Source organism: Halomonas sp. Cn5-12 (assembly GCF_021532545.1).
GTDB classification, from domain to species: Bacteria; Pseudomonadota; Gammaproteobacteria; order Pseudomonadales; family Halomonadaceae; genus Vreelandella; species Vreelandella aquamarina.
Map to the genome: position 1 here is coordinate 65,895 of NZ_JAKGAY010000012.1, position 23,448 is coordinate 89,342.

The following is a 23,448-nucleotide window of genomic DNA, read 5'->3' on the forward strand; positions in this document are numbered from 1 at the left end:
AGTTGTCTTTAGCCTTTAAAGGCCCTGACAGCCGCGGCTACGCCGCGGCGCCTTTTTTCGTTGACGTGCTGCCGACATCGCCTTTCGCGCTACCCGCTGCTTGACCGTCGGCAGCTAAATTCTTTTTGCTACCTGTTTTGAAATCAGTTTCGTACCAACCGCCACCCGCTAAGCGGAACCCGGCTGCTGAGACCAAGCGCTCTAGATCATCTTGCTGACACGCAGGACAGCTTGTTAACGGATCGGCGCTAATTTTCTGAAGTTTTTCCATGCGATGGCCGCAGGCCTTGCACTCGTACTCATAGATGGGCATGTTGATGGCTCCTGAAAAGCTCAACTCCGACAGGTTTTATGTTGACAGTGTCGTGGCAAACTTAATGCTACCAGGCTGACAATATGTGGCCTGTCGGGATAAATTCCAAGACTGCGGTCGATAGAGCGGTCATTATACCCTTTTGTGCCCCCTGCCGAGCAAGGCCAAGCGGCTTTCGGCAGTTAATGGAGAAATAAAATGCCCAATGCGGTCATACTGGATGCCCAAAGCCTTGGCCCTGACATTGATTTGACGGCTATTCGTGATGCCGTCACGCACTTAGAAATACATCAGCAAAGCACCACAGCGCAGGCGCGTGAACGCCTAGCAGATGCCGAAATTGCCATCGTCAATAAAGTAAGGCTGGATGCTGAGACGCTTTCACAGCTTCCTTCGTTACGATTGATCTGCGTGCTGGCCACTGGCTTGAATAACATTGACCTAGATGCTGCCAAAGCCCACAACATTACAGTTAAAAACGTGTCGGCCTATGGCACCGCTAGTGTGTCGCAGCACACGCTGATGCTGATGTTATCACTGGCGAATCGCTTACCCCGCTATCAAGCGGATATTGCCGATGGGAAATGGCAAGCGAGTGATTTTTTCTGCTTACAAGATCACCCAACACTCCAGCTTGCTGGCAAGCAGTTGGTGATGGTGGGTCAAGGAGAGCTGGGGTCTGAAGTGGCTCGGCTTGCAGAGGCGTTTGGTATGCAGGTCACATTTGCCGCCCGTCCTGGCAACGAGCAAAACGATCAGCGACCTTCGCTGGATGACCTACTGCCCTCGGCAGATGTGATTAGCCTGCACTGCCCACTGAACGATGCTACTAAGCACCTTCTCAATAAAGAGCGTCTAGCGAAAGCCAAGTCGTCGCTGCTAATCGTCAATTGCGCTCGTGGCGGTATTATTGATGAAGAAGCCGCGCTGGAAGCGCTTCGTAGCGGTAGCATCGGTGGTCTAGCCGTCGATGTGCTACCTGTCGAACCACCCAAAGATGGACACGCACTATTAGATGCGCTGGCGAATGCAGAACCCCTCAATCTGATCGTCACGCCGCACAACGCGTGGATCACGCCCGAAGCACGGCAAAACATCGTCGGCTTAACCGCCGATAATATTCGTGCGTGGCAGACAGAGAATCACTAACTTGCCAGCTAGGCACACTAAACGTGTGCCTAATAGGTCGAAAAGTGGTCAGGAGCGTGATGAGCATCCAGTGTTTCAAGTGTGACATGGGTCACCCGCGCCCCTTCTGGGCCCTGCCAAAGCCATTGGCTAAGCTCGGCAACGGCTGAAGAGGGCCCGCACATTAGCACTTCAACCCTGCCATCAGGCAGGTTCTTAGCGTAGCCGGTTAAGCCACGCATCAATGCCTGCTCTTGAGTGGCACGCCGGTACCATACTCCCTGCACTTTTCCTGTTATGTAGGCACGTACGCAGCAATGGGCCATGACAAACTCCTCCGTCGTTAAAGCAGCTCATGCTTAACCAGAACAGCGCTATTGCGGGGCACCAGTGGACGCCCACGTCGTAGTAGCAACGAGCGCGTGAACGCTGCACCAAAGAGTAAGATAAGCGAGCTGTAGTATACCCATAGTAAAATCATAACCACCGAACCCGCCGCACCATAGGTGGATGCCGTGGCCGTGTAGGCGAGGTAAATGGTAATAACACTGCGACCAATGGTAAACAGCACTGCTGTCACCACCGCACCAATGAATACATCCTGCCAGCGTAGCACTACATCGGGCAGCACTTTAAAAATAGTCGCAAACAGCAGAGCGACCATGGCAAGTGATATTAACGACTCGGCGGTGGTGGTTAGTAGGCTTGCAAATGGCAACAGGTCGTTTGTCGCGTCTAGCATGCCGCGAAGCACCACTCCAAGCACTAGCGACACCAGCAAAATAAAGCCGATAGACAGTACAACGGTTAACGATAACAAACGGTTTTTGATAAAAATAAGTGCGCTGTTGCTATTTGGCTTCGCTCTAACCCCCCAAATGGTATTCAGCGAGAACTGCATCTGCGCAAATACGGTCGTTGCACCGATTACAAGGGCAATAAAGCCAAGAATTGTGGGCAGAACCCCCGACTCTTCAATGCGAGACTGGGCAACCGCCTGCTCTATTGCCAAGGCAGCTTCTGTGCCTAAGGTTCCTTGTAACTGCGCCACGATCTGACCATGAGCCGCCTCTTCGCCGAGGACCACGCCAATCACTGTAACCGCAATAATCACCGTGGGAGCTAACGAGAACAGCGTGTAGAACGCCAGCGACCCAGCGTAGCTAAACGCGTTACGCTCAAGCCAGAGTGACGTTGCATCTTGAATTACCTTCCACCAAAAAACGAGCGTGCGCTTAAGCATCATCATTCCCTTAAAAGCAAATCACAGAGTTTTCATACAACGCTTATATACTGATTAATCAATAAGCATACCCAATGAAAACGCTCAGCGCAGGTATGATTGCGTTGCAGAGGCTGATGGGGCCGACCATAATGGCAACGCTTTATTCTCACATTTTCAGCAATCAAGGACACGCAATGAACTCAGATGCAGCTCGGTCTGTAACGCCTTATGACTTTGATTGCTTAGTATTTATTGGTCGCTTTCAGCCTCCCCATTTAGGCCACCTTGCCATCATCTGCGAAGCCCTTAAACAGGCTCGACAGGTAATCGTCATGGTGGGCTCCTCCTGGCAGGCGCGCTCGCTTCGTAACCCGTGGCATTTTGATGAGCGCCAAGCCATGATCCGCTCAGGATTTGATAATGCGGATAATCAACGACTTGAAATCACTCCGCTTCTGGATGCGCTTTACAACGACGATGTATGGGTCAGGGACGTACAGCGGAAAGTGCGCGATTTAGCAGCTCCCGCCAATGCACGGTTGCCAAGGATTGGTCTAATCGGCGCAAGTCGTGGGCAGTCCAGCTACTATTTATCGCTTTTTCCCCAATGGGAGTCGGTGAGCGTACCGCTCGTGGAGGGCATTTCGGCCAGCCAAATTAGGGAGCGGCTTTTCCGCTCACCTGGCTCAACCGATGATTACCTCAGTACGGGGGCTTACCATGACTTGCCCCCTGGCGTGGTAGAAAGCGTGGGTAAATTCTGCAAAGGCGAGGCCTATCATCGACTATTGGAAGAGCAGCAGTTGCTCGATCAGTATCGACAAGCATGGTCACAGGCGCCCTACACCCCTATCTTTGTCACCGTTAACGCGGTTGTTGTGCAATCAGGGCACGTATTACTGGTGAAGCGTACTGCGGCCCCAGGGAAAGGCCTATTCGCGCTGCCCGGTGGGTTTATCAATCCCCATGAGCGATTACTAGATGCCTGTTTGCGTGAGCTGCGTGAACGGTTGCGCTTAAAAGTGCCAGAACCGGTATTGAAAGGCTCTCTGCGTGGCCAGCGGCTGTTTGATGAGCCCCACCGTAGCTGGCGAGGGCGCACACTGGCCGAAGCGTTCTACTTTGCTTTGCGGCCTGACCAGCAGCTGCCGCGCCTTAAACCCGTCAAGGGTGGCGACCATGCCCGCTGGGTGGCACTCGCCGACTTGGAGCCAGAGAGCCTCTTTGAGGATCACTTCTTTATTATTCAGAATTTCCTCGGCCTGCCTGCGGATTTTGGGTCCCTTTAAGCCTGCAGGAAATCACGCGGCAGCTTCATCATCTGCCGCCATAGGCGCTCTACTCCCGGCTTGTGGACCAGAGAGCAGCGATAGAGGCGAATTTCCAGTGGAATGTCCCAACTCTCATCGCCTGCTCGCACAAGCTTACCGGTTTTTAGCTCCTCACGAATACAGAAATCAGGAATCCAGGCAACCCCTACGCCCTGTAATACCATGCCCTTCAAACCTTCAGCCATGGCGGTTTCGTAGACCGTTCTAAGCTTCATGCGCAGCGGGTCGTTTTTCAGCAGCATCCGCACGCTGCGACCTAGAAACGCCCCCTGAGTATAGGCCAGATAAGGAATGGAGCTATCGCGCTGCAAAGAGAACAACGGTTTCCCATGCTCGTCAGGCAGCGAAACAGGAAGCATCTTGACCTTGCCGATCGAAAACGAAGGAAATACCTCCGCATCTAATTGCATTGTGGCGAAAGGGTCGTAGTAAGCCAGCATTAAGTCACAGTTCCCCTCACGCAGCACATGAATGGCTTCACCGACGTTCATGGCCACCAAACGCGTTGGCAACTCCCCTAGCCCTTTTTGTAGCCTAGAGATCCACGGCGGATAAAAACTGAGCGCTAACGAGTGCGCCGCGACGATATCCAATGCTTCGTTGGCAATGGAGAGCCCTCGCAAATGGCTGAGCGATTCGTTTAACTGTTCAACTAAGTTGCGGGCGGTCACCAAAAATAGCTGCCCTTCTGAGGTTAAGCCAATCGGCGTCGTTGATCGGTCCACTAAGGTAACGCCAACTGCCTGCTCTAATGCCCGAATACGCCGACTAAACGCAGGCTGGGTGACATGGCGCTGTCGGGCAGAGGCAGAAAAACTGCGGGTATTCGCCAGTGCGACGAAGTCTTCTAGCCATTTTGTTTCTAGATTCACCCATGACTCCTGTTATTTGAACGTTGATGGCTTGCGTCATTTGGTTGGGGCAAACGATTACTGTACGGGTGCCATCAAATAAGCAGCACGGGACACGACTTTTTTCCACATGGGGCGCTGACTCACTTCATCGAGAGTCACTCGGCGGCACTTGGAAAAATCAGCTTCCAGCATGGTGGCAACATCGTTGGCAAAATCGGCGCTGGGAATGAACGCAGTGATTTCAAAATTCAACCGAAACGACCTATTATCCAGATTCACCGTACCTACAGTGGCGGATGAATGGTCGATAAGCATGACTTTTTGATGTAGAAACCCAGGTTGATAACGGTATATTTTCACACCCGCTTTTAACATATCCGGCAAAAAAGAGAACGCAGAGAGGAATACCAGCAAATGGTCGGGGCGCTCCGGGATCATGACGCGCACGTCGACGCCTCGCATAGCTGCCAATCGTAAAGAGTCTTGGACGCTCTGATCAGGTACGAAATAGGGGCTCGTAACCCAAAACCGCTGGTTGGCGCTATGAATCAGCTGTTGAACAAGTAATCCAGCCGTATCCTGCTTATCGGCTGGACCTGACGGCACAATCACCACTTGCTGATCTTGCTGTGGGTGACTTTCCGCGTGCCAGTTCAAGGTAATGACATCGCCTGTTGCCCAGTGCCAATCCTCCCAAAAGGCTTCTTGCAGCCCTAGTACACACGGCCCCTGCACTTTCAAATGGGTGTCTCGCCAAGGGCCGTGCTTAGCACTTTTGCCAAGATACTCGTTGCCGACGTTAAAGCCGCCTATCCACCCCTGCTTGCCATCTACTACGGCAATTTTTCGATGGTTACGGAAATTGAGCTGAAAGCGGTGTTTTAGCCCGCGTGATGAGCGGAAAGGTGTGACCTCTGCGCCACTTGTACTTAATTCATTTAAATAGCCGTCATTTAGTTTACGGCTACCAATTTCGTCATATAGAAAATAAACGCGCACACCGCGCTTAACCGCTGCAATCAGATGCTGCTGGAGCTGCCTGCCTAACTCATCATCGCGAACGATAAAGAACTGGATCAGCAGATAATCCTGCGCTTGATTAATACCTGCAAATAGGCTGTCAAAAGTGGCATCGCCATCAATTAACAGCTCGGTGCTATTGCCTTTCGTCAGCGGCATCATCGCTAATTGTTCAACCGCTTGAATATCGGTATTCTCGGAAATAGCGACATGGGGCTTTACGTTATGTCGATAGCGAACGAGCACTCGGCGCAACACCGAATCCCTGGCACCTCTTGCCGTCACATACCCATAAAAACGTGGCCTGCCAAACAGCCAGTACGCTGGCACCGCCGCATAGGGAAAGGTTAGCAGTGAGATAATCCACGCCACTGCACCCTGTGACGTACGGCTCGACATTAATGCCATCACCGCCGAGATCATTCCCAGCACGTGAATCAGCATGATCCCTGTCCCTAGCAACCAAGAGGCCATTCGCTATTCCTCACCATCCGTTAGGACCTGTTATTTCTGACTACTCCATAAACAGGAGCCCCGTTAGAACGGGGCTCCTGTGGTTAAGCAACGCCTATATCACCTCAGCGTATCATGCTTTTTCGGCAATAATTTCTTTCCATTTAGCCGGGCCTGTCTGGTGAACAGAGGTGCCTTGGCTATCTACCGCTACCGTGACCGGCATGTCTTCCACCTCAAATTCGTAGATGGCTTCCATTCCCAGGTCTTCAAAGCCCACCACGCGTGACTTTTTGATCGCTTGGGCAACCAGATAAGCAGAGCCACCCACCGCCATGAGATACACTGCTTGGTTGTCACGGATCGCTTCAATGGCAGCTTGGCCGCGCTCTGCTTTGCCGACCATACCCAGCAAACCAGTCTCCTCCAGCATCGTCCGAGTGAACTTATCCATGCGTGTGGCCGTGGTGGGGCCTGCAGGGCCAACCACTTCATTGCCGACCGGGTCGACTGGGCCAACGTAATAGATAAAGCGCCCTTTCATGTCGACCGGCAGCGGCTCGCCTTTGGCGATCATATCCACCATACGCTTGTGGGCAGCATCGCGGCCCGTCAGCAGTTTGCCGTTTAACAGCAGTGTATCACCGGGCTGCCAGGTTTTGACTTCTTCGGGCGTGACAGTGTCTAAATTGACACGCTTGACGTTATCGCCCGTTTCACGGGTAATCTCCGGCCAGTCTTCCAGCTTCGGAGCCGGTAAAGCTACTGGGCCAGAGCCATCCAGCGTGAAATGCGCATGCCGGGTGGCTGCACAGTTGGGAATGATCGCCACCGGCTTATTGGCAGCGTGGGTCGGATAATCTTTGACTTTGATATCCAGTACCGTGGTCAGGCCACCTAGGCCCTGGGCACCAATACCGCTTTTGTTCACCTTATCGAACAGCTCAAGGCGCAGCTCTTCGGCACGGTTGCTTGCGCCACGGGCCTGAAGCTCTTGAATATCGATAGGATCTAATAGCGCTTCTTTGGCAATTTCCATTGCTTTTTCAGCGGTACCGCCAATACCAATGCCAAGCATACCCGGCGGGCACCAGCCAGCACCCATTTTGGGAAGCTGTTCCATCACCCAGTCGACCACGCTATCGGAGGGGTTGAGCATGGCAAACTTCGATTTCGCCTCGCTACCGCCGCCCTTCGCTGCCACATGAATATCGACCTTATCGCCCGGCACAATTTTGTGGTGAATGATGGCGGGCGTGTTGTCTTTAGTGTTCTGGCGCTTGCCATCCGGGTCGGCAAGAACCGAGGCGCGCAGTACGTTATCCGGCAGTTGGTAGGCGCGGCGCACGCCTTCGTTGATCATGTCGTCGAGGCTTAGCTCGGCGTCCCATGTGACGTTCATACCTACGTGAACGAACACTGTCACGATGCCGGTATCCTGGCAAATTGGGCGGTGCCCTGTTGCGCACATGCGCGAGTTAATCAAAATCTGAGCGATGGCATCCTTTGCGGCGGGGTTCTCTTCACGCTCGTAAGCGGCGGCCATCGCATCGATGAAATCTTTCGGGTGGTAGTAAGAGATGTACTGCAGAGCATCGGCAACGCTTTGGATCACGTCGTCCTGGCGAATCACGGTCATGGATTAACAGCTCCTCGGTTATCGTCTTGGCTGCAGCCTTCGCGGCCGTCTAAGTGTGCGGGAAGTATACCGTATTGAGACTCACGCGGCAGCCAATGCACCGAGTAACCGCTTGCTGTTACGTAGCGCTTTGGTCTGATTGTTTGAACATAGCTATTAAGATAACGGTATAAAATTTATCCCAAGGAGAAGGCTGTCATTGTGGGCAAGAGTATAGCCGCCGAGACCCGACCATCATGCGCTCAATCACACTGCCGCAACGATGGCACGAGAGCCCGGCGCGCTCAAATACGCTGAACCGCCAATCTGTTTTTCAATGCGATCGCTGCGCGGCGAATCTCTGGATCTTCAGACATCGCTTATCCTAGCGCCAGCTGCTTCTCTTTCATTTGATGGAGCTGGTCGCGCAACCGCGCCGCTTCTTCAAACTCGAGATTTTGAGCCGCTTCAAACATGGCATCTTCAAGCTTACTAATGGCCGTGAGCAAGTCTTGCTTACTCATGGCGGTCACATCGTAACCGCCTTTAAGCTCGGCCACCTTACGCTCATTGCCCTTACGCCGACTGCTCTTCTTACCTGGCGTCTGCGCGGCTTCTAGAATATCTGCAACCGAGCGGGTAACCGTCGTGGGGGTAATGCCGTGCTTCTCGTTATGCGCCATCTGTTTATGGCGTCGACGCTCGGTCTCATCAATTGCTTTCCGCATGGAGTCCGTAATGCGGTCGCCATATAAAATCGCTTTACCGTTGGCGTTACGCGCTGCACGACCAATGGTTTGAATTAACGAGCGTTCGGCGCGCAGGAAACCCTCTTTATCGGCATCCAGAATCGCCACCAAAGAGACTTCAGGAATATCCAACCCCTCCCGCAGCAAGTTGATGCCCACCAGCACGTCAAACTTGCCCAGGCGTAGGTCACGGATAATTTCCACCCGCTCGACCGTATCAATATCGGAATGTAAGTAGCGCACGCGAATACCATGCTCATCAAGGTAATCAGTCAGGTCTTCTGCCATGCGCTTGGTTAAAGTAGTAACGAGCACCCGCTCGCCTACCGCTGTTCGCAAACCGATCTCCGACAGCAGATCATCGACTTGCGTGCTGGCCGGGCGTACTTCAATTTGCGGATCCAACAGCCCAGTTGGCCGAACGACTTGTTCGACGATCTGGCTTGCGTGCTCAGCTTCATAGTTGCCTGGTGTTGCGGATACGAAGATCGTTTGTGGCGATATAGCCTCCCACTCCTCAAACTTCATGGGGCGGTTATCCAACGCTGACGGCAGGCGGAAACCATACTCGACCAGTGTCTCTTTACGCGAACGGTCGCCTTTGTACATCCCGCCTACTTGGGGCACGCTCACGTGTGACTCATCGATAAACAGCAGCGCATCATCCGGCAGGTAATCAAAAAACGTGGGCGGTGGCTCACCAGGTGCACGGCCAGAGAGGTAGCGAGAGTAGTTTTCAATACCGTTGCAGTACCCCAGCTCCAGCATCATCTCAATATCGTAAAGCGTACGCTGCTCAAGCCGCTGGGCCTCTACTAAACGCTCGTGCTTACGCAGCCATTCCAAGCGCTCTTTGAGTTCTGCTTTGATGGATTCGATGGCTTCTAGAATGGTCTCACGAGGCGTCACGTAGTGGGATTTTGGGTAAATCGTCATCCTTGGGACTTGCCCGCGCACATCGCCAGTGAGCGGGTCAAATAAACGGATAGAATCTATTTCGTCGTCGAAAAGCTCAACGCGCACCGCTTCCTCATCCGAATCCGCCGGGAAGATATCAATCACGTCGCCCCGCACGCGGTAAGTACCGCGACGGAAATCCATATCGTTGCGGGTGTACTGAAGCTCTGCCAAACGGCGCAGGAAGGCTCGTTGGTCGATAAGCTCGCCACGAGTGAAGTGCAGCCGCATTTTCAAGTATTGGTCTGGATCACCCAAGCCGTAGATCGCCGATACGGATACCACGATTAGCGCATCACGGCGCTCCAGTAACGCTTTCGTAGCGGAAAGACGCATCTGCTCAATATGGTCATTGATTGAGGCATCCTTCTCAATAAACGTATCTGACGAGGGCACATAGGCTTCGGGCTGGTAGTAGTCGTAGTAGGAGACGAAGTACTCAACAGCGTTATCGGGGAAAAACGATTTAAATTCGCCGTACAGCTGTGCCGCCAGGGTTTTGTTCGGCGCCATCACGATGGTGGGCCGCTGAAGTTGCTGCACCACATTGGCCATGGTGAAGGTTTTACCTGAACCGGTGACCCCGAGCAGCGTTTGATGGGCAAGCCCGGATTCCAAACCACTGATCAACCCGCGTATGGCCGCAGGCTGGTCGCCCGCAGGCTGAAATTTTGACTGCAGACGAAATTCCTTGCTCATCGTTGCTCCTGTTGAGGAAGTAGGCCTACGCGGTATGGGTCGCTATCTCTATCGTTGCCTGGGTCATCAGGCGCTGAATCGGACAGCGGTGGCTAATGTCTTCCAGCTTTGCTCGCTGTTCTGGATCGCTGATGCCATGCAATTCTAACGTCACATCTAGCTTGTAAACGCCTTTGCGCTCCTCGCTATCGTCACGTTGAACCTTGACGGTGATGCCTTCCAGTGGCCACTGTTTGCGCTTGGCGTACATTTGGACCGTAATTGCCTTACAGGTTCCCAACGCGATATCGAAATAGTCGTGGGGGTCCGGGGCACTATCATCGCCCCCCACCGCAGTGGGTACGTCGGCATAGAGATCTTCCATACCACTTACCTCGATACGCTGACGAAAAACACTATTTCGTTCGCTAATCACCACGATAGGCGGATGCATTACGATACCTTGATGCGAAGATTAAGTTTTTCAACCGCTTTAATTAGCGCTTCTCGCTTAGCACGACCCTCCACTTCCGCCCCATAGCGCCCCACTTCGGCGCTATCGACGCCGTCAAGCATCATCAGTGCGGTGGTGATTTTGTTAACTTGTTCGGCGGTAGTGACGCCTTGAAAGCTTAATGATTGAACTGCCATGCCGCGTCCTTTGCTGAATAATTGTCAACTCACATACAATGGGACTGTATACAGGAAATTACCTATGCAAACCTGATACAGAACAAAGAGTCTAGCATGCTCCCAAGGCCTTGCAATCTGCCTATCCTGCCCACACTTTTACAAGCACGCTTTACTGACACATCCCACTAACTACGCCCAGGAGTGACTATGGCCACCGCGAACACGCAGCCCCCCAGCGCCGTACGTTTGACCCAGTATGCCGCGCTCGATATTAAAGGGGCCGATGCGGAGAAATTCTTACAGGGCCAAGCTAGCGCACAGGTGGGATTGGCGAATGGCACTTTCGCACCGCTCACCTGCTTCTGTACCCCTAAAGGGCGCATGTTGGCCAATGGGCAGTTATTGAGGCTCGGCAGCGACCATTTCCGCTTGGTACTAGATGCCTCTCTTGCGGACGGACTGCTCACCCATCTGAAAAAATTTGCCGCTTTCTATAAAGCAGAGCTTTCAGTGATAGGCAGCGTCACGTTTGCAGGCGCCAGCGAGCCTGCAGATACGCTTGCCAATCAACTAGACATCACGCTGCCCGACCAACCTTATACCCACACTACCAGTTCAAAGGGAACGGCGTTGCGGATGCCCGGCAAACCCCGTTGGCTGTTGATGTTTGAAAAGGATGCCAGCGACCTCGTCAACAGTGATGATGCATTACACAACGAGTGGCAGCTTGCAGATATTCGCAGCGGTCTTGCTTGGCTTACCGCTAAACAGCAGGATCACTTTCTCCCCCAAATGCTGAACTGGGAAGCATTAGGCGGCATTAGCTTTAAAAAAGGGTGCTATACAGGTCAAGAAGTCGTCGCCCGCGCTCACTTTCGTGGCCAAGTGAAAAAACGCTTAGTTCACGCTAGTATTAATGCGGCCACCCTTCCTGAGATTGGCGAGTCACTGCTTGATGACAACGGTAAGACGTTGGGAGAAGTGGTCAGCAGCGCATTTAGCGGCAAGCAGCAGGTAGAGTTGCTAGCGGTGATGAACACCAAGGTCATGGAAGATAATTTAGCAGTTTATTGGCAACAGCAGCCTATCACGCTGTATGAGATGCCCTACCCCATTGAGCGCTTGGACCCGGAGCTGATCGCGGCTCAGCTTGCTTGAGGTCAGGAATTGGTCTCATCGCCTGTTAACTTAAATACTCGTGCGGCGTTGTCACTGCTCAGCGCTGCCACGGTATCAAAAGATTGCCGACGCAGCCTCGCCACCTCCTGAGCCACCAGCATTACCCGAGAAGGCTCATTCCGCTGGCCCTGATAACCGCTTAACGGCATATCGGGGCTGTCGGTTTCCAGCACAAACCCATCATCGGGTAGTTTTGCCACCACACGGCGTAACTTTTGAGCGCGCTCATAGGTCACAGCACCGCCAAGCCCCAGCACATAACCAAGGTCCAAAAACTTGACGGCCTGCTCGTAAGAACCGGAAAAGGCGTGAATGAGCCCGGCAGCTGGCAGCGCTTGCTGACGAAGCCGCTTGCTGACCGTATCATTTGCCTTAACGCAGTGCACCACCACAGGCAGCTTGCAGCGTTTAGCGATGTTTAACTGCTCATCGAAGTAGTGCCATTGCTCGTCCAGGCTATCCGTAAAGCGACCATCAATACCACATTCGCCAATGGCGACTGGCCGGGCTGGGCAAGCGCCAGCAAGCTGCTGAAGTATGAGGGTTTCGAGCGCTTTCAAATCATCTGGCTGGTGTTGCTCAATGAAGTACGGGTGAAGCCCTAAGCAGATGCTGACATCGTCACGCTTACCCAACGCCAGCACGTTTTGCCAACGCGCGCGTACCGTGGCAGGTACAATAAAACGGCAAACGCCCACTGCCTGGGCGACGGCGATCACGGCATCACGATCCGTGTCGAACTCCGCTACATCCAAATGGCAGTGGGCGTCTATCAGCATATTGCCCTCTTTAAGGGGTTTAATGCTCGCGGGTAGGCTGGAAGCGAATATCCGGCCAGCGCTCCTGGGTCATTTGCAGGTTAACCCGCGTAGGCGCGATGTAGGTCAGGTAACCGCCGCCATCAATGGCGAGATTAGTACTGGCCTTGCGCTTAAACTCTTCAAGCATTTTGGCATCGTTGCAATACACCCAGCGGGCGGTTTGCACGTTGACGCCTTCATAAATACAGTCGACCTTATACTCTTCCTTCAAGCGGTGAGCGACAACATCAAACTGCAGCGTACCAACCGCCCCTAGAATCAGGTCGTTGTTATCCATCGGCATAAAGACCTGGGTGGCACCCTCTTCCGACAGCTGCTGCAAGCCTTTCTGTAGCGCTTTCATCTTGAGCGGATCTTTCAGGCGCACGCGCTTGAAAAGTTCAGGCGCAAAGTGAGGAATGCCGGTAAAGCGCATATCTTCACCCACGGTGAACGTATCACCAATTTGAATAGTGCCGTGGTTATGCAGGCCAATAATATCGCCCGGCCATGCCTCTTCCACTTGAGAGCGGTCTGAGGCCATAAAGGTCAGGGCGTCAGCGATTTTGACGTCTTTACCAATGCGCACATGGCGCATTTTCATGTTCTTTTCGTACTTGCCGGAACACACCCGTAGGAAGGCGATACGGTCCCGGTGATTCGGGTCCATATTGGCCTGAATTTTAAATACGAATCCAGTGAAGCGATCATCGTGGGCGGTCACTTCACGCGTATCAGTTTCACGTGGCTGCGGAGCCGGCGCGTGCTCGACAAAGCCGTCTAGCATTTCACGCACACCGAAGTTACCCATAGCGGTACCAAAATAGACCGGCGTTAGCTCACCACGACGATAGGCTTCCAAGTCAAACTCATGGGAAGCACCCCGTACTAAGTCTACTTCCATACGCAGCTCTTCCGCCTGCTCTTCACCTAGCACGGCGTCAACTTCTGGGTTATCTAGCCCCTCAATACGCTTGTCATCAGGAATGCGACTGCCCTGACCCTGGGTATAGAGATGAATAACATCGTTATAGAGATGGTAAACCCCTTTAAAGTGACGCCCCATGCCAATGGGCCATGTCATGGGCGCACATTGGATGTTCAATACCGTTTCTACTTCGTCCATCACTTCAATAGGATCGCGGATATCGCGGTCCATTTTGTTGATAAACGTGAGGATAGGCGTAGTGCGCAGACGACACACTTCCATCAGTTTGATGGTGCGATCCTCGACGCCTTTCGCACCGTCGATGACCATCAGCGCGGAATCAACCGCCGTCAGCGTGCGGTAGGTGTCTTCAGAGAAGTCTTCGTGCCCCGGCGTATCCAGTAGGTTGACGATACGCCCACCATAGGGGAACTGCATCACCGACGTGGTCACCGAGATGCCCCGCTCTTGCTCCATCTTCATCCAGTCAGACGTAGCATGACGATCATTACGTTTGCTTTTCACAGACCCCGCCAACTGGATGGCATTTCCAAACAGCAGCATCTTTTCTGTGATTGTGGTTTTACCGGCGTCAGGGTGCGAAATAATCGCAAAGGTACGGCGTAGCTCAGCTTCGCGCGCTAATTGGGCGTCAGACATGGAGTTCTCTAAGATGGTACAACGTGATGACTTAAAACGTAGCGCCAAACCTTCGGCGTTGTGTGTGCCTATGGTAACGCAACTCGCCTTCAACGGCATACCATCACATGCGGGGCGCCGTGCCGATAGATATAAAAAACGCCGACAGGGTCGGCGTTTGGGGTCTCTAGCAACAGAAGGGTTAAGCGTAGGTGTTTACCTGGGTGCCTACACTACCTTCTTGAGCCAAGCTAGGCTGTGCCCCGGTATCTGCAGAGGCGAGCACCTCGGTAATTTGTTCGGACTGCATATCCAGTGCTTGCTTGAACAGTTGCATTTGTGCCTGCTCAGCAGTTTGCGCCTGGTTCATATACAGTGCCGTGCTAACTGCATTACTTGCGGCGACATCCATTATTGCACCTCAATCTATTGAGTGACTCATTCAGCCTAGCAAACCCAGCCTTCCTAGGCCATGTTTGTACTTTTTCATTATGTAACAGGCTGCGGCGTCATATTTAAAACCGGTCTGCCCGAAACGGTGCCATATCAATGGCGGTTGGTTTGTTTTCCATCATGTCCGCCAGCAGCTGGCCTGTCGCCGGACCGAGGGTGAACCCTTGGTGGCCATGTCCAAACGCTAGCCACAGGCCAGGATGGCGTGGCGCTGGGCCAATAACGGGCTTCATATCTGGCAAGCAAGGCCGTGCGCCTTTCCACGCCGCGCTATCTTTTCGCTCACCTAGCGGGAAAATTGTCCGCGCCACTTTTTCGGCAGCGCCCAGCTGCTCTTCATCCGCGGGAGATTCAAGGCGGTCTAGCTCTGCCCCCGTCGTCAGCCGCACACCAGCATTCATCGGTGCCAGCAAATAACCGATCTCGGCGTCCATCAACCAGTAGTTTAATTTGGCCGTTGGCTGTGTCGCGTAGTGCATGTGGTAGCCACGTTTCACAAACGTGGGGAAGTGGTAACCCAGCGGTTTCATCCATTGGCCAGCCCAGGGGCCAAGGGCCATGACAACTTGTTCAGCCTCAAACGACTCCGCACTGGTCGTCACTTTCCAGCGATCATTTTGCTGAGTGATACCAGTGATGTCCGCTTGTACCAGTTGTCCGCCCATCGCTTCAAACGACGCCGCATAGGCAGCCACTAAGCCACCCGGGTCAGCGACTGTCCAGGGGTCTAGCCAGTGAATAGCGCCGATGATTTTATTGCCTAGTTGCGGCTCCTTCTCACTCAGCGCTTCGCGATCAAGAACGGTGAACTGTACGCCGTAAAGCTCGCGGGCTTCTTCAGCCTCTTTAACTCGCTTAGCGAGCTTTTCCGGCGTGCGATAGATTTCAAGCCATCCTTCCTTACGCACTAGATGCTCAGCACCAGCGGCCTCAATCATCGGCGCGTGGGCGTCCAAACAGAGCTGAATTAACGAGGCGTACTCAGGCACGATTTTTTTGTAGAGCCGTGACGAAGAGTGGTGCCAGTAACTCAGCAGTGGCGAGGCCGCATTGACCATACCGGCAGGCCGGTAACGGATATCGACCCGACGGTTTGGAAGCACACTCAATATCGTTTTCATATCACGGGGAAACGGATAAGGCCTAACTGCTTCACGCTGGATAATGCCCGCGTTTCCAAACGAGGTTTCGCGTCCAGGCTGGCGGCGATCTACCAGCGTTACTTGATAGCCACGCTTTTGCAGCTGCCAAGCAATACTGACACCCACCATGCCTGCTCCTAAAACCACCGTTTGACGCGCCATTATGATGCACTCCTCTCGCTCTATTGTTTGCCCAGTCACATGCTGCTAATCACATAAGCAACATATTGAAAAATATCACCAATCAAATAGCTTTTGCACAGTTATAAACACTATTTTTAGACATTTTTTTAGTCTTTTATGACGCAAAAATCCTAATTAAGGATGACTTTGCTAAGCGCGGCATAACATTTGCTTAATCTCAGTTAACACTGCGTTTAACACCCCAGAAACCTTCCGCGACAGAAGCCACCGCGCGGCATTAATAGAAGACATATTTACTAACAACGCACTATGTCAGTGCTCACCTTGCACCAGATCAGCACAAGGATCACGTCAATGACCGACAGCTTTGATACAACACTCATGGATATGCTTTGGGTACTGTGGGCAGCTGCGCTGGTTTTCGTCATGCAGGCTGGTTTTCTTTGCCTGGAAGCGGGCACCACACGAACAAAAAATGCCATTAACGTCGCTATGAAAAACCTAGCGGATTTTGCCATTGCCGTCAGTGTCTTTTGGCTGGTCGGTTTTGGGGTGATGTTTGGAACTTTAGCCGTTTTGATCAATTCACGGTGCAACTACTGGGCGTGGTGGTGTGTGGCCTATGGAGTTTTGGGGTTGCTTGGCTGCTATTTCGTATCACGAGGCGCTTTTTACCCCTTCGCGTCTCCAAAGATGCGGAAAAAATGGGGCTTAACCTAGCAGAGCACGGGACTCAAAATGAGCTTCATCAACTTCTGGAGCATATACGCCAGCACGAAAAACAGGGGGATATGCGCCAACGCATTGATGCCGACCCATTTACCGAGGTCGGGGAAATTGCAGCAAGCTACAACCGCGTATCTGCAGAGCTTGAGCGCGCGGTAGGCCACACCCGGGTGATGTTACGCAATCTTCGCGACGGTGTGATTACCTGGCAAGCCGACGGAACGCTATCACTTTATGGTCAGAATTGATCGCTGGATGGTTCGCAACACGTTGGCGTGGTTGGGTGACCGTTATCGCTGCGCGGAGAACCATACCATAGGCCACTGGGGTATTAATTTATCTGGGGATTCGCTATCAGACAGCGATTTTTGTCAGGAGCTGGTACAGCAGGTAACCAGATTAAAGTGATGCCGCGATAGAGGGGTATAAAACAGACAATGGCTAAAAAAGCCAAAAAGAAATGCTTATTTAACTAGCAGAGACGCTGGAGAGCTTTGTAAAAGAAGAGGAGATATAAGAGAGTAAATTAAAGGTTAATGGGGTGGATGATGGGGATCGAACCCACGACCACCGGAGCCACAATCCGGGGCTCTACCACTGAGCTACATCCACCAGAACCTGAAACTTTTAATGCTGCCTTGTCAATGGGGTGGATGATGGGGATCGAACCCACGACCACCGGAGCCACAATCCGGGGCTCTACCACTGAGCTACATCCACCACTGACAAAAAGCAAACTTGAGAATACCCAACTGGAGAACAAACACTGAAAAGTATTTGATTGGCACGCCCAGCAGGACTCGAACCCGCAACCTACGGCTTAGAAGGCCGTTGCTCTATCCGGTTGAGCTATGGGCGCACATAGTGTATCCAGAGTGAATACTGATGAGCACTTGACCACAACCAAAGTTTGGAGAAGCAGATTAACACCTTCCGTGCTAGGTACGTGGTCGGGATGGAGGGATTCGAACCCCCGACATCCTGCTCCCAAAGCAGGCGCGCTACCAGACTGCGCTACATCCCGATTTCTTACCTTAGACGTTGCTGCGTGTCCCGTCTCAAGCGAGGCATATATTACTATTTCTAATTTTAAAGTCAACACTTAAAGTGATTGATTCGATAGGCGCTTTGCCTTGCCGCCCTACCATGCGAAAATTGCCCCCCTTAAAAGCGCGTTCTACCACCAGCGCTTGTCAGTTTGCTTTGCTTTTCAACCTTCATAGGGATCTCATTACATGACCGCCCAACTCATCGATGGTAAAGCCATCGCCGCTAATGTCCGTCAACGCGTTGCCGAGAAAATTACCGCACGTCAGCAAGCTGGCGCTCGTGCACCCGGACTAGCCGTTGTTGTGGTCGGCGAAGATCCAGCCTCTCATGTGTACGTAAGCAATAAACATCGCGCATGTGAGCAGGCTGGCATTTTCTCTTTTCAACATGCCCTGCCAGCGGACACCACCCAGGAAGCGTTAGAGGCATTGGTCGATGCGTTGAATAACGACGCAACTGTGGATGGCATTCTGGTTCAGCTCCCCCTGCCCGCCCACCTCGACGCTCGGCCAATTCTGGAACGCATCCGCCCTGACAAAGATGTCGATGGTTTTCACCCTTATAACCTTGGCCGCCTGGCCCAGCGCTTACCTTCACTACGCCCCTGTACGCCAAAAGGCATTATGACCATGCTGGCGCAAAGCGGTATCGCGGTACGCGGCATGGACGCCACCATTGTGGGAGCTTCTAACATCGTTGGACGCCCGATGGCACTTGAGCTAATGCTGGCAGGCTGCACCACTACGATATGCCACCGTTTCACCCAGGATTTAGCCGGCCATGTCAGCCGTGCAGATTTAGTCGTTGTTGCCGTCGGTAAACCCGGCATTGTGAAGGGCGAATGGATCAAACCAGGCGCCGTGGTGATTGATGTCGGCATTAACCGTCAAGATGACGGCACCCTCGTCGGTGACGTCGACTTTGCTGCAGCTGCAGAGCGCGCCAGCTATATCACTCCCGTACCGGGTGGCGTTGGTCCCATGACCGTTGCCACGTTGCTGGAAAACACTCTTGAAGCCGCCGAACGACACGATCAGCAGCATTAAGCACTGAGCGTTTCAACAATTAAACCTCACGAATTACGACGGAGAATGCGACAGTGCAACGGATTGGAATTATTGGCGCAATGGCGCAGGAAGTGAATATTTTAGCGGGGCAGCTTGATAACGCCGAGCGCTACGAGCACGCCGGATTTGTATTTCATACCGGTACGCGCCACGGCTTGGAAGTAATCATTCTGCAATCGGGTATTGGAAAAGTGAACGCGGCGGTTGGCACGGCGATTTTATTAGAGCGCCATCAGCCGGATGCGATCATCAATACTGGCTCAGCTGGCGGGTTTGCCACCGACTTAGCCATTGGCGACGTTATCATTTCCGATGAAGTTCGCCACCACGATGTCGATGCAGTGGTATTTGGCTATGAGCTAGGCCAAGTACCAGGTATGCCTGCTGCCTATCATGCGGATAGCCGCTTGCGCGACATCGCTCGCGGCGCGATTGCAGCACTTGGCGAGGTAAACGTACGCGAAGGGATGATTGCCACTGGCGATGCTTTTATGGCCGACCCCGAGCGGGTAGCCGCCACACGCGCCCAATTTCCCACCATGCTGGCAGTGGAAATGGAGGGCGCTGCGATTGCCCAAACTTGCTACCTCTATGACTGCCCGTTTGTCGTCATTCGCGCCCTCTCTGACATCCCTGGCAGTGGCGACAACCACCTCTCTTTCGAGCAGTTCCTCGATATTGCCGCCGACCACTCATCACGGATGGTGGATCAGATGCTCATCGCCCTGGGCGAAACTAAGTAAGTGTCATCGCCTATAAGTGTCATCGCCTAACTGCGCTAACGAAAACGGAGCCTTAATGGCTCCGTTTTCGTTGAGACTTATACAGCGCGTTACTTTTTCATCGCCCATTGCAGTGTTTCACCTGCCAGCAGCGGCACAATGGTTTGTCCCGATGCGTAGGGGTAACTCTCGGGCAATACCCATTGACGGCGCTCAAGGGTTACCGTATCCGTATTCGGCGCCATGCCGTAGAAGCGTGGGCCATTCAGGCTAGCAAACGCTTCTAGCTTATCCAGCGCCTGCATCTCTTCGAACGCCGTCGCGTATAGCTCGATGGCAGCGGGAGCGGTATAGGCACCTGCACAGCCGCAGCTCGACTCCTTATCGCCTTTCGCGTGGGGTGCACTATCCGTGCCTAAAAAGAATTTCGGGCTACCGCTGGTCGCCGCTTTCAGCAGGGCTTGGCGGTGCTGTTCACGCTTGAGAATAGGCAAGCAGTAGTAGTGAGGACGAATGCCGCCCGCTAACATTTTGTTACGATTGAACAGCAAATGGTGAGCGGTGATAGTCGCCGCTACGTTATCGGAGGCGCTGGCCACAAACTCAGCGGCCTGCTGAGTGGTAATGTGCTCGAATACCACTTTCAAACTAGGATGACGCGCCAGCAGCGGTTTCATCACCCGCTCAATAAACATCGCTTCCCGATCGAAAATATCGATCTCGTGATCAGTGACTTCTCCATGCACCAATAACGGCATGCCTAGCTTGGCCATCATAGCAACCGTGGCGTCACAGTGAGCAATATCCGTCACACCTGACGCAGAATTGGTCGTCGCCCCTGCTGGATAGAGCTTCACGGCTTTAACAATACCGCTTTTTGCCGCGCGCTCAATTTCTTCAGGTGGCGTCGTATCCGTCAGATAAAGCACCATCAAAGGCTCAAACGCACTACCTTCTGGTAGCGCTGCCAGGATTCGCTCGCGATATGCTATTGCCTGCTCTGTCGTCGTCACCGGCGGTTTCAGGTTAGGCATAATAATAGCGCGCCCCATTTGCGCAGCAGTATGCCCCACCACGGCGTTTAACGCCTCGTCATCACGTAAATGCAGGTGCCAATCATCGGGGCGGGTAATGGTAATAGCGTCCACGGCAAATCCTATTCTGATCTTGGGTAAGGGAGTTCAGAGAGCTGCCACAGTATACTCAATACGGCGATAGGATAAATCTGCGCGTCACCCCCACAGATAAGCGCAAGTGTCGTATCATGGCGGCACGCTGTAAGATCAAGGATTCAGTTGTTTATGCAGAACGTACGACGCTATGCGGATTTTATCGCCAGCATCGAGGGATTGGCGTGGCTGGGGCTCGCATGGTCGATTTCTATATCAATGCACCGTCAAAGCACCGAACCTACTCTGGCGATGCTATTTATGGTGGCAACGCTGGTCCTGTTTAGCTGGGCACATCGACCTATGCGCTATTTACTGCGCCGTTACCACATTCGTAAGCGCCGCACTGACATGTGGATTCACACGCTGGCGCTCCCGCTGCTACTGGCGATGTTTTTCCACATTATGTTGGAAGCGTTGCTCGGCTCGGCCTGGCTCCCTCCTAAGATGCTGCTGTTTAACCTGTTAGCCTCTGCGGGTTGGATGACGTTTGTCATGACCCTATTTATTAAGTTCGTTATCCATAGCGTCAAAACATCAAGTAAATAAGCCGCCTCATGCCTACTGCTCTGCCCTTGCCGCTCTCTACGCCTAACCGCAATCTAGTACGGCTCACCATCGTTCGGGGGATCACCTGGACGGGGTTTTTGATGGCCATTATTGTAGGCATCGAACTACTAGCGTTTAACTTGCCCGTCACAGCCGTGGTCAGCGTAGTCATTGCCATGGGCATGTTGAACATTGCCACGTGGTGGCGGCTGGGTAGGCCTAGAGCCGTTAGCCATGGCGAGTATTTAACGCATTTACTAGCCGACATCGCAGGGCTCACGCTGCTGTTTTACTTTTCAGGGGGCTCCACCAACCCGTTTATCACTTACTACTTGGTGCCGGTGACTATTGCCGCAGCCACCCTACCTTGGCGCCACGCGTGGATCATCGCCGCCTGCGCCATGGCGGGCTACAGCTTCCTGATGTTTTACTACCACCCGATACCGCAGCTAGGACATATCAGTAGCGATGGCCCGTTAAGTCTACATATCCTAGGAATGTGGCTGAACTTCGGACTTTCTGCCGGCCTAGTCACCTTCTTTATTTATAAAATGGCCCACGCCCTGCGCAGCCGGGATAAAGCGCTTTCCCGCACCCGGGAGGCTGCGCTACGCAACGAGCAAGTGCTCGCCGTGGCCACCCAAGCAGCGGGTACTGCTCATGAACTGGGAACGCCGCTTTCTACGATGGCCGTGCTATTGAAAGAGATGCAGGCGGACGCGGAGCAAGAGAGCTCACTAGGGCAAGACATTGCGCTGCTGCGCCAGCAGGTGGATATCTGTAAATCGCGCCTGCAGCACTTGGTCAGCAATGCTGACCGTCGGCGCATGGCCGAACCTGAAATACTCGATGCGGAAGTATGGCTGGCAGGCGTGGTACAACGCTGGCTCGTAATTCGGCCCGATGTTAGCCATCGTTTTGAAGTCGCTGAACGCCGCGGCAGACCTTGGCTGGCAGTTGATGCCACCTTAGACCAAGCACTGACTAACTTGTTGAATAACGCCGCCGATGCCAACCCCGAGCACATTGCTATTCGCCTGGATTGGCAAGACGAGGAGGTGGTGATTGATATTCGTGATCACGGCCCAGGCGTGGCGATGTCAATTGCGGATCAGCTAGGCGATACCTTTGTCTCCACTAAAAGCAAAGGCATGGGCATTGGCCTATTTCTCACCCACGCCACGATTAACCGCTTCGGCGGCGGCGTTAGCCTTTATAACCATCCAGAAGGTGGAACGCTGACCGAGGTCACCCTGCCGCGTTGCTCAGCACCAACCTAGGGTGAGACGGCAGCTATTTAGACAAATGAGGGTACTATGCAGAACCAAGAGCAACGTCTGCTGATTGTCGATGACGATGAAATGTTTTGCCACGTACTAAGCCGCGCACTGACCCGCCGCGGCTTTGAAGTGATGGTCGCTCACGACGCCGACCAAGCGCTGAATATCGCGGCACAGTTTACGCCCACCATGGCCACGCTTGATTTAAAGCTGGAGCATAGCTCTGGCCTTAAGCTGCTGCCTGAACTGCTCTCCGCAGTACCAAGCTGTCGCATCGTTGTGCTCACGGGCTACTCCAGCATTGCTACGGCGGTAGAAGCTATCAAACTTGGCGCGATCAACTACCTGTGTAAACCGGCAGATGCCGACGATGTGATGGCGGCCTTTGAACACCCTGACGCTGACCCCAATATCGAGCTGGCGGATAATCCCCCTTCCATCAACCGGATTACCTGGGAGCATATCCAAAAAGTGCTGCAAGAGCATGATGGCAATATTTCCGCCACGGCTCGGGCGCTAGGCATGCACCGCCGCACACTACAGCGCAAGTTGCAAAAACGCCCGGTTCGCCGCTGAGCCCGCCCGTTATCAAGCTCCACTGGCTATCGTAACAGGCGGGGGGGGGGGGGGGGGGGGGGGTG

General features: G+C 53.3%; 24 protein-coding genes, 4 tRNA genes and 1 pseudogene. 10 read left to right on the top strand and 19 right to left on the bottom strand.

Features of this window, described 5'->3' with window-relative positions; translation table 11 throughout:
• Nucleotides 1-37 precede the first annotated feature (37 nt).
• Nucleotides 38-313 (bottom strand): FmdB family zinc ribbon protein, encoded by a 276-nt coding sequence (locus tag L1249_RS08840; RefSeq protein ID WP_054641204.1) that lies wholly within the window; start codon nucleotides 311-313, stop codon nucleotides 38-40.
• Between the two features lie 198 nt (nucleotides 314-511).
• Between L1249_RS08840 and L1249_RS08845 the strand changes: the two genes are divergently transcribed.
• Nucleotides 512-1,462 (top strand): D-2-hydroxyacid dehydrogenase, encoded by a 951-nt coding sequence (locus L1249_RS08845; RefSeq protein WP_172514462.1) that lies wholly within the window; start codon nucleotides 512-514, stop codon nucleotides 1,460-1,462.
• A 29-nt stretch (nucleotides 1,463-1,491) separates the two neighbouring features.
• Here the strand turns inward: L1249_RS08845 and L1249_RS08850 are convergent, their stop codons facing one another.
• Both L1249_RS08850 and L1249_RS08855 read right to left on the bottom strand, forming a co-directional pair.
• Nucleotides 1,492-1,767: an acylphosphatase gene (locus L1249_RS08850; protein ID WP_228168434.1), complete on the bottom strand. Its 276-nt coding sequence runs from the start codon at nucleotides 1,765-1,767 to the stop codon at nucleotides 1,492-1,494.
• A gap of 17 nt (nucleotides 1,768-1,784) precedes the next feature.
• Nucleotides 1,785-2,684: a YihY/virulence factor BrkB family protein gene (locus tag L1249_RS08855; RefSeq protein WP_044630080.1), complete on the bottom strand. Its 900-nt coding sequence runs from the start codon at nucleotides 2,682-2,684 to the stop codon at nucleotides 1,785-1,787.
• A gap of 176 nt (nucleotides 2,685-2,860) precedes the next feature.
• Between L1249_RS08855 and L1249_RS08860 the strand changes: the two genes are divergently transcribed.
• Nucleotides 2,861-3,955 carry a bifunctional nicotinamide-nucleotide adenylyltransferase/Nudix hydroxylase gene (locus L1249_RS08860; protein WP_213262002.1) on the top strand — a complete coding sequence of 365 codons (1,095 nt, stop codon included), beginning with the start codon at nucleotides 2,861-2,863 and terminating at the stop codon, nucleotides 3,953-3,955.
• On the opposite strand, the gene L1249_RS08865 is transcribed toward L1249_RS08860, so the two are convergent.
• The 7 genes and pseudogenes from L1249_RS08865 to L1249_RS08895 form a co-directional block, all read right to left on the bottom strand.
• The gene (locus L1249_RS08865) at nucleotides 3,952-4,869 is read right to left on the bottom strand and encodes a LysR substrate-binding domain-containing protein (protein WP_044630082.1); all 918 of its coding nucleotides are present in this window, start codon (nucleotides 4,867-4,869) and stop codon (nucleotides 3,952-3,954) included. The genes L1249_RS08860 and L1249_RS08865 overlap by 4 nt on opposite strands.
• 57 nt (nucleotides 4,870-4,926) lie before the next feature.
• Nucleotides 4,927-6,345, bottom strand: a complete 1,419-nt coding sequence (cls, locus tag L1249_RS08870) for a cardiolipin synthase (RefSeq protein ID WP_228168433.1) — start codon at nucleotides 6,343-6,345, stop codon at nucleotides 4,927-4,929.
• Nucleotides 6,346-6,457: 112 nt separating this feature from the next.
• Nucleotides 6,458-7,963: a fumarate hydratase gene (locus L1249_RS08875; RefSeq protein WP_058577954.1), complete on the bottom strand. Its 1,506-nt coding sequence runs from the start codon at nucleotides 7,961-7,963 to the stop codon at nucleotides 6,458-6,460.
• 196 nt (nucleotides 7,964-8,159) lie between these two features.
• Nucleotides 8,160-8,276: pseudogene (locus L1249_RS08880) on the bottom strand (endonuclease VIII); the annotation flags it as partial.
• A 46-nt stretch (nucleotides 8,277-8,322) separates the two neighbouring features.
• Entirely contained in the window at nucleotides 8,323-10,347 is a 2,025-nt protein-coding gene (uvrB, locus tag L1249_RS08885; RefSeq protein ID WP_228168432.1) for an excinuclease ABC subunit UvrB, read from the bottom strand.
• Nucleotides 10,348-10,372: 25 nt separating this feature from the next.
• Nucleotides 10,373-10,780: an OsmC family protein gene (locus L1249_RS08890; RefSeq protein ID WP_044630086.1), complete on the bottom strand. Its 408-nt coding sequence runs from the start codon at nucleotides 10,778-10,780 to the stop codon at nucleotides 10,373-10,375.
• Entirely contained in the window at nucleotides 10,780-10,977 is a 198-nt protein-coding gene (locus L1249_RS08895) for a hypothetical protein (RefSeq protein ID WP_044630087.1), read from the bottom strand. The genes L1249_RS08890 and L1249_RS08895 overlap by 1 nt, the downstream gene beginning before the upstream one ends.
• Nucleotides 10,978-11,166: 189 nt before the next feature.
• Here L1249_RS08895 and ygfZ point away from each other — a divergent pair, with 189 nt between their 5' ends.
• On the top strand, nucleotides 11,167-12,117 hold the full coding sequence (gene ygfZ, locus L1249_RS08900; RefSeq protein ID WP_058577956.1) for a CAF17-like 4Fe-4S cluster assembly/insertion protein YgfZ: 951 nt from the start codon (nucleotides 11,167-11,169) through the stop codon (nucleotides 12,115-12,117).
• Between the two features lie 2 nt (nucleotides 12,118-12,119).
• Here the strand turns inward: ygfZ and L1249_RS08905 are convergent, their stop codons facing one another.
• The 4 genes from L1249_RS08905 to L1249_RS08920 all read right to left on the bottom strand — a co-directional run bounded on the left by L1249_RS08905 (nucleotide 12,120) and on the right by L1249_RS08920 (nucleotide 16,262).
• Complete coding sequence (locus L1249_RS08905; RefSeq protein WP_058577957.1) at nucleotides 12,120-12,917, bottom strand: TatD family hydrolase; 798 nt, start codon at nucleotides 12,915-12,917, stop codon at nucleotides 12,120-12,122.
• A gap of 19 nt (nucleotides 12,918-12,936) precedes the next feature.
• Nucleotides 12,937-14,526, bottom strand: a complete 1,590-nt coding sequence (locus tag L1249_RS08910; RefSeq protein WP_058577958.1) for a peptide chain release factor 3 — start codon at nucleotides 14,524-14,526, stop codon at nucleotides 12,937-12,939.
• A gap of 181 nt (nucleotides 14,527-14,707) precedes the next feature.
• Complete coding sequence (locus L1249_RS08915; protein ID WP_054641201.1) at nucleotides 14,708-14,917, bottom strand: putative motility protein; 210 nt, start codon at nucleotides 14,915-14,917, stop codon at nucleotides 14,708-14,710.
• A gap of 103 nt (nucleotides 14,918-15,020) precedes the next feature.
• Nucleotides 15,021-16,262 carry an NAD(P)/FAD-dependent oxidoreductase gene (locus L1249_RS08920; protein WP_044630092.1) on the bottom strand — a complete coding sequence of 414 codons (1,242 nt, stop codon included), beginning with the start codon at nucleotides 16,260-16,262 and terminating at the stop codon, nucleotides 15,021-15,023.
• Nucleotides 16,263-16,598: 336 nt separating this feature from the next.
• Between L1249_RS08920 and L1249_RS17560 the strand changes: the two genes are divergently transcribed.
• Nucleotides 16,599-16,964, top strand: a complete 366-nt coding sequence (locus L1249_RS17560) for a hypothetical protein (RefSeq protein WP_228168431.1) — start codon at nucleotides 16,599-16,601, stop codon at nucleotides 16,962-16,964.
• Nucleotides 16,856-17,218: a hypothetical protein gene (locus L1249_RS08930; protein WP_232068288.1), complete on the top strand. Its 363-nt coding sequence runs from the start codon at nucleotides 16,856-16,858 to the stop codon at nucleotides 17,216-17,218. Before L1249_RS17560 ends, L1249_RS08930 begins: the two co-directional genes overlap by 109 nt.
• Before the next feature lie 289 nt (nucleotides 17,219-17,507).
• On the opposite strand, the gene L1249_RS08935 is transcribed toward L1249_RS08930, so the two are convergent.
• From L1249_RS08935 to L1249_RS08950, 4 genes are all read right to left on the bottom strand, one after another.
• Nucleotides 17,508-17,582: transfer RNA gene (locus L1249_RS08935), tRNA-His, on the bottom strand.
• Between the two features lie 33 nt (nucleotides 17,583-17,615).
• Nucleotides 17,616-17,690, bottom strand: a tRNA-His gene (locus L1249_RS08940).
• A gap of 62 nt (nucleotides 17,691-17,752) precedes the next feature.
• Nucleotides 17,753-17,829: transfer RNA gene (locus L1249_RS08945), tRNA-Arg, on the bottom strand.
• An 88-nt stretch (nucleotides 17,830-17,917) separates the two neighbouring features.
• A tRNA-Pro gene (locus tag L1249_RS08950) sits at nucleotides 17,918-17,994 on the bottom strand.
• Nucleotides 17,995-18,205: 211 nt separating this feature from the next.
• On the opposite strand from L1249_RS08950, the gene folD reads away from it, so the two are divergent.
• Both folD and mtnN read left to right on the top strand, forming a co-directional pair.
• Nucleotides 18,206-19,066, top strand: coding sequence for a bifunctional methylenetetrahydrofolate dehydrogenase/methenyltetrahydrofolate cyclohydrolase FolD (gene folD, locus L1249_RS08955; RefSeq protein ID WP_044630551.1), 861 nt, complete (start codon nucleotides 18,206-18,208; stop codon nucleotides 19,064-19,066).
• 53 nt (nucleotides 19,067-19,119) lie between these two features.
• Nucleotides 19,120-19,830: a 5'-methylthioadenosine/S-adenosylhomocysteine nucleosidase gene (mtnN, locus tag L1249_RS08960; RefSeq protein ID WP_213262005.1), complete on the top strand. Its 711-nt coding sequence runs from the start codon at nucleotides 19,120-19,122 to the stop codon at nucleotides 19,828-19,830.
• An 89-nt stretch (nucleotides 19,831-19,919) separates the two neighbouring features.
• Here mtnN and pyrC read toward each other — a convergent pair whose 3' ends face one another.
• Nucleotides 19,920-20,957, bottom strand: coding sequence for a dihydroorotase (gene pyrC, locus L1249_RS08965; protein ID WP_228168611.1), 1,038 nt, complete (start codon nucleotides 20,955-20,957; stop codon nucleotides 19,920-19,922).
• A 153-nt stretch (nucleotides 20,958-21,110) separates the two neighbouring features.
• Here pyrC and L1249_RS08970 point away from each other — a divergent pair, with 153 nt between their 5' ends.
• From L1249_RS08970 to L1249_RS08980, 3 genes are read left to right on the top strand one after another with little or no spacing between them, the layout of a single operon-like run.
• On the top strand, nucleotides 21,111-21,527 hold the full coding sequence (locus tag L1249_RS08970; protein WP_054641585.1) for a hypothetical protein: 417 nt from the start codon (nucleotides 21,111-21,113) through the stop codon (nucleotides 21,525-21,527).
• An 8-nt stretch (nucleotides 21,528-21,535) separates the two neighbouring features.
• On the top strand, nucleotides 21,536-22,807 hold the full coding sequence (locus L1249_RS08975) for an ATP-binding protein (RefSeq protein ID WP_044630547.1): 1,272 nt from the start codon (nucleotides 21,536-21,538) through the stop codon (nucleotides 22,805-22,807).
• A 36-nt stretch (nucleotides 22,808-22,843) separates the two neighbouring features.
• A complete protein-coding gene (locus L1249_RS08980) occupies nucleotides 22,844-23,383 on the top strand; it encodes a response regulator transcription factor (protein WP_044630546.1) in 540 nt (179 codons plus the stop codon).
• The last annotated feature ends 65 nt before the right edge of the window (nucleotides 23,384-23,448 follow it).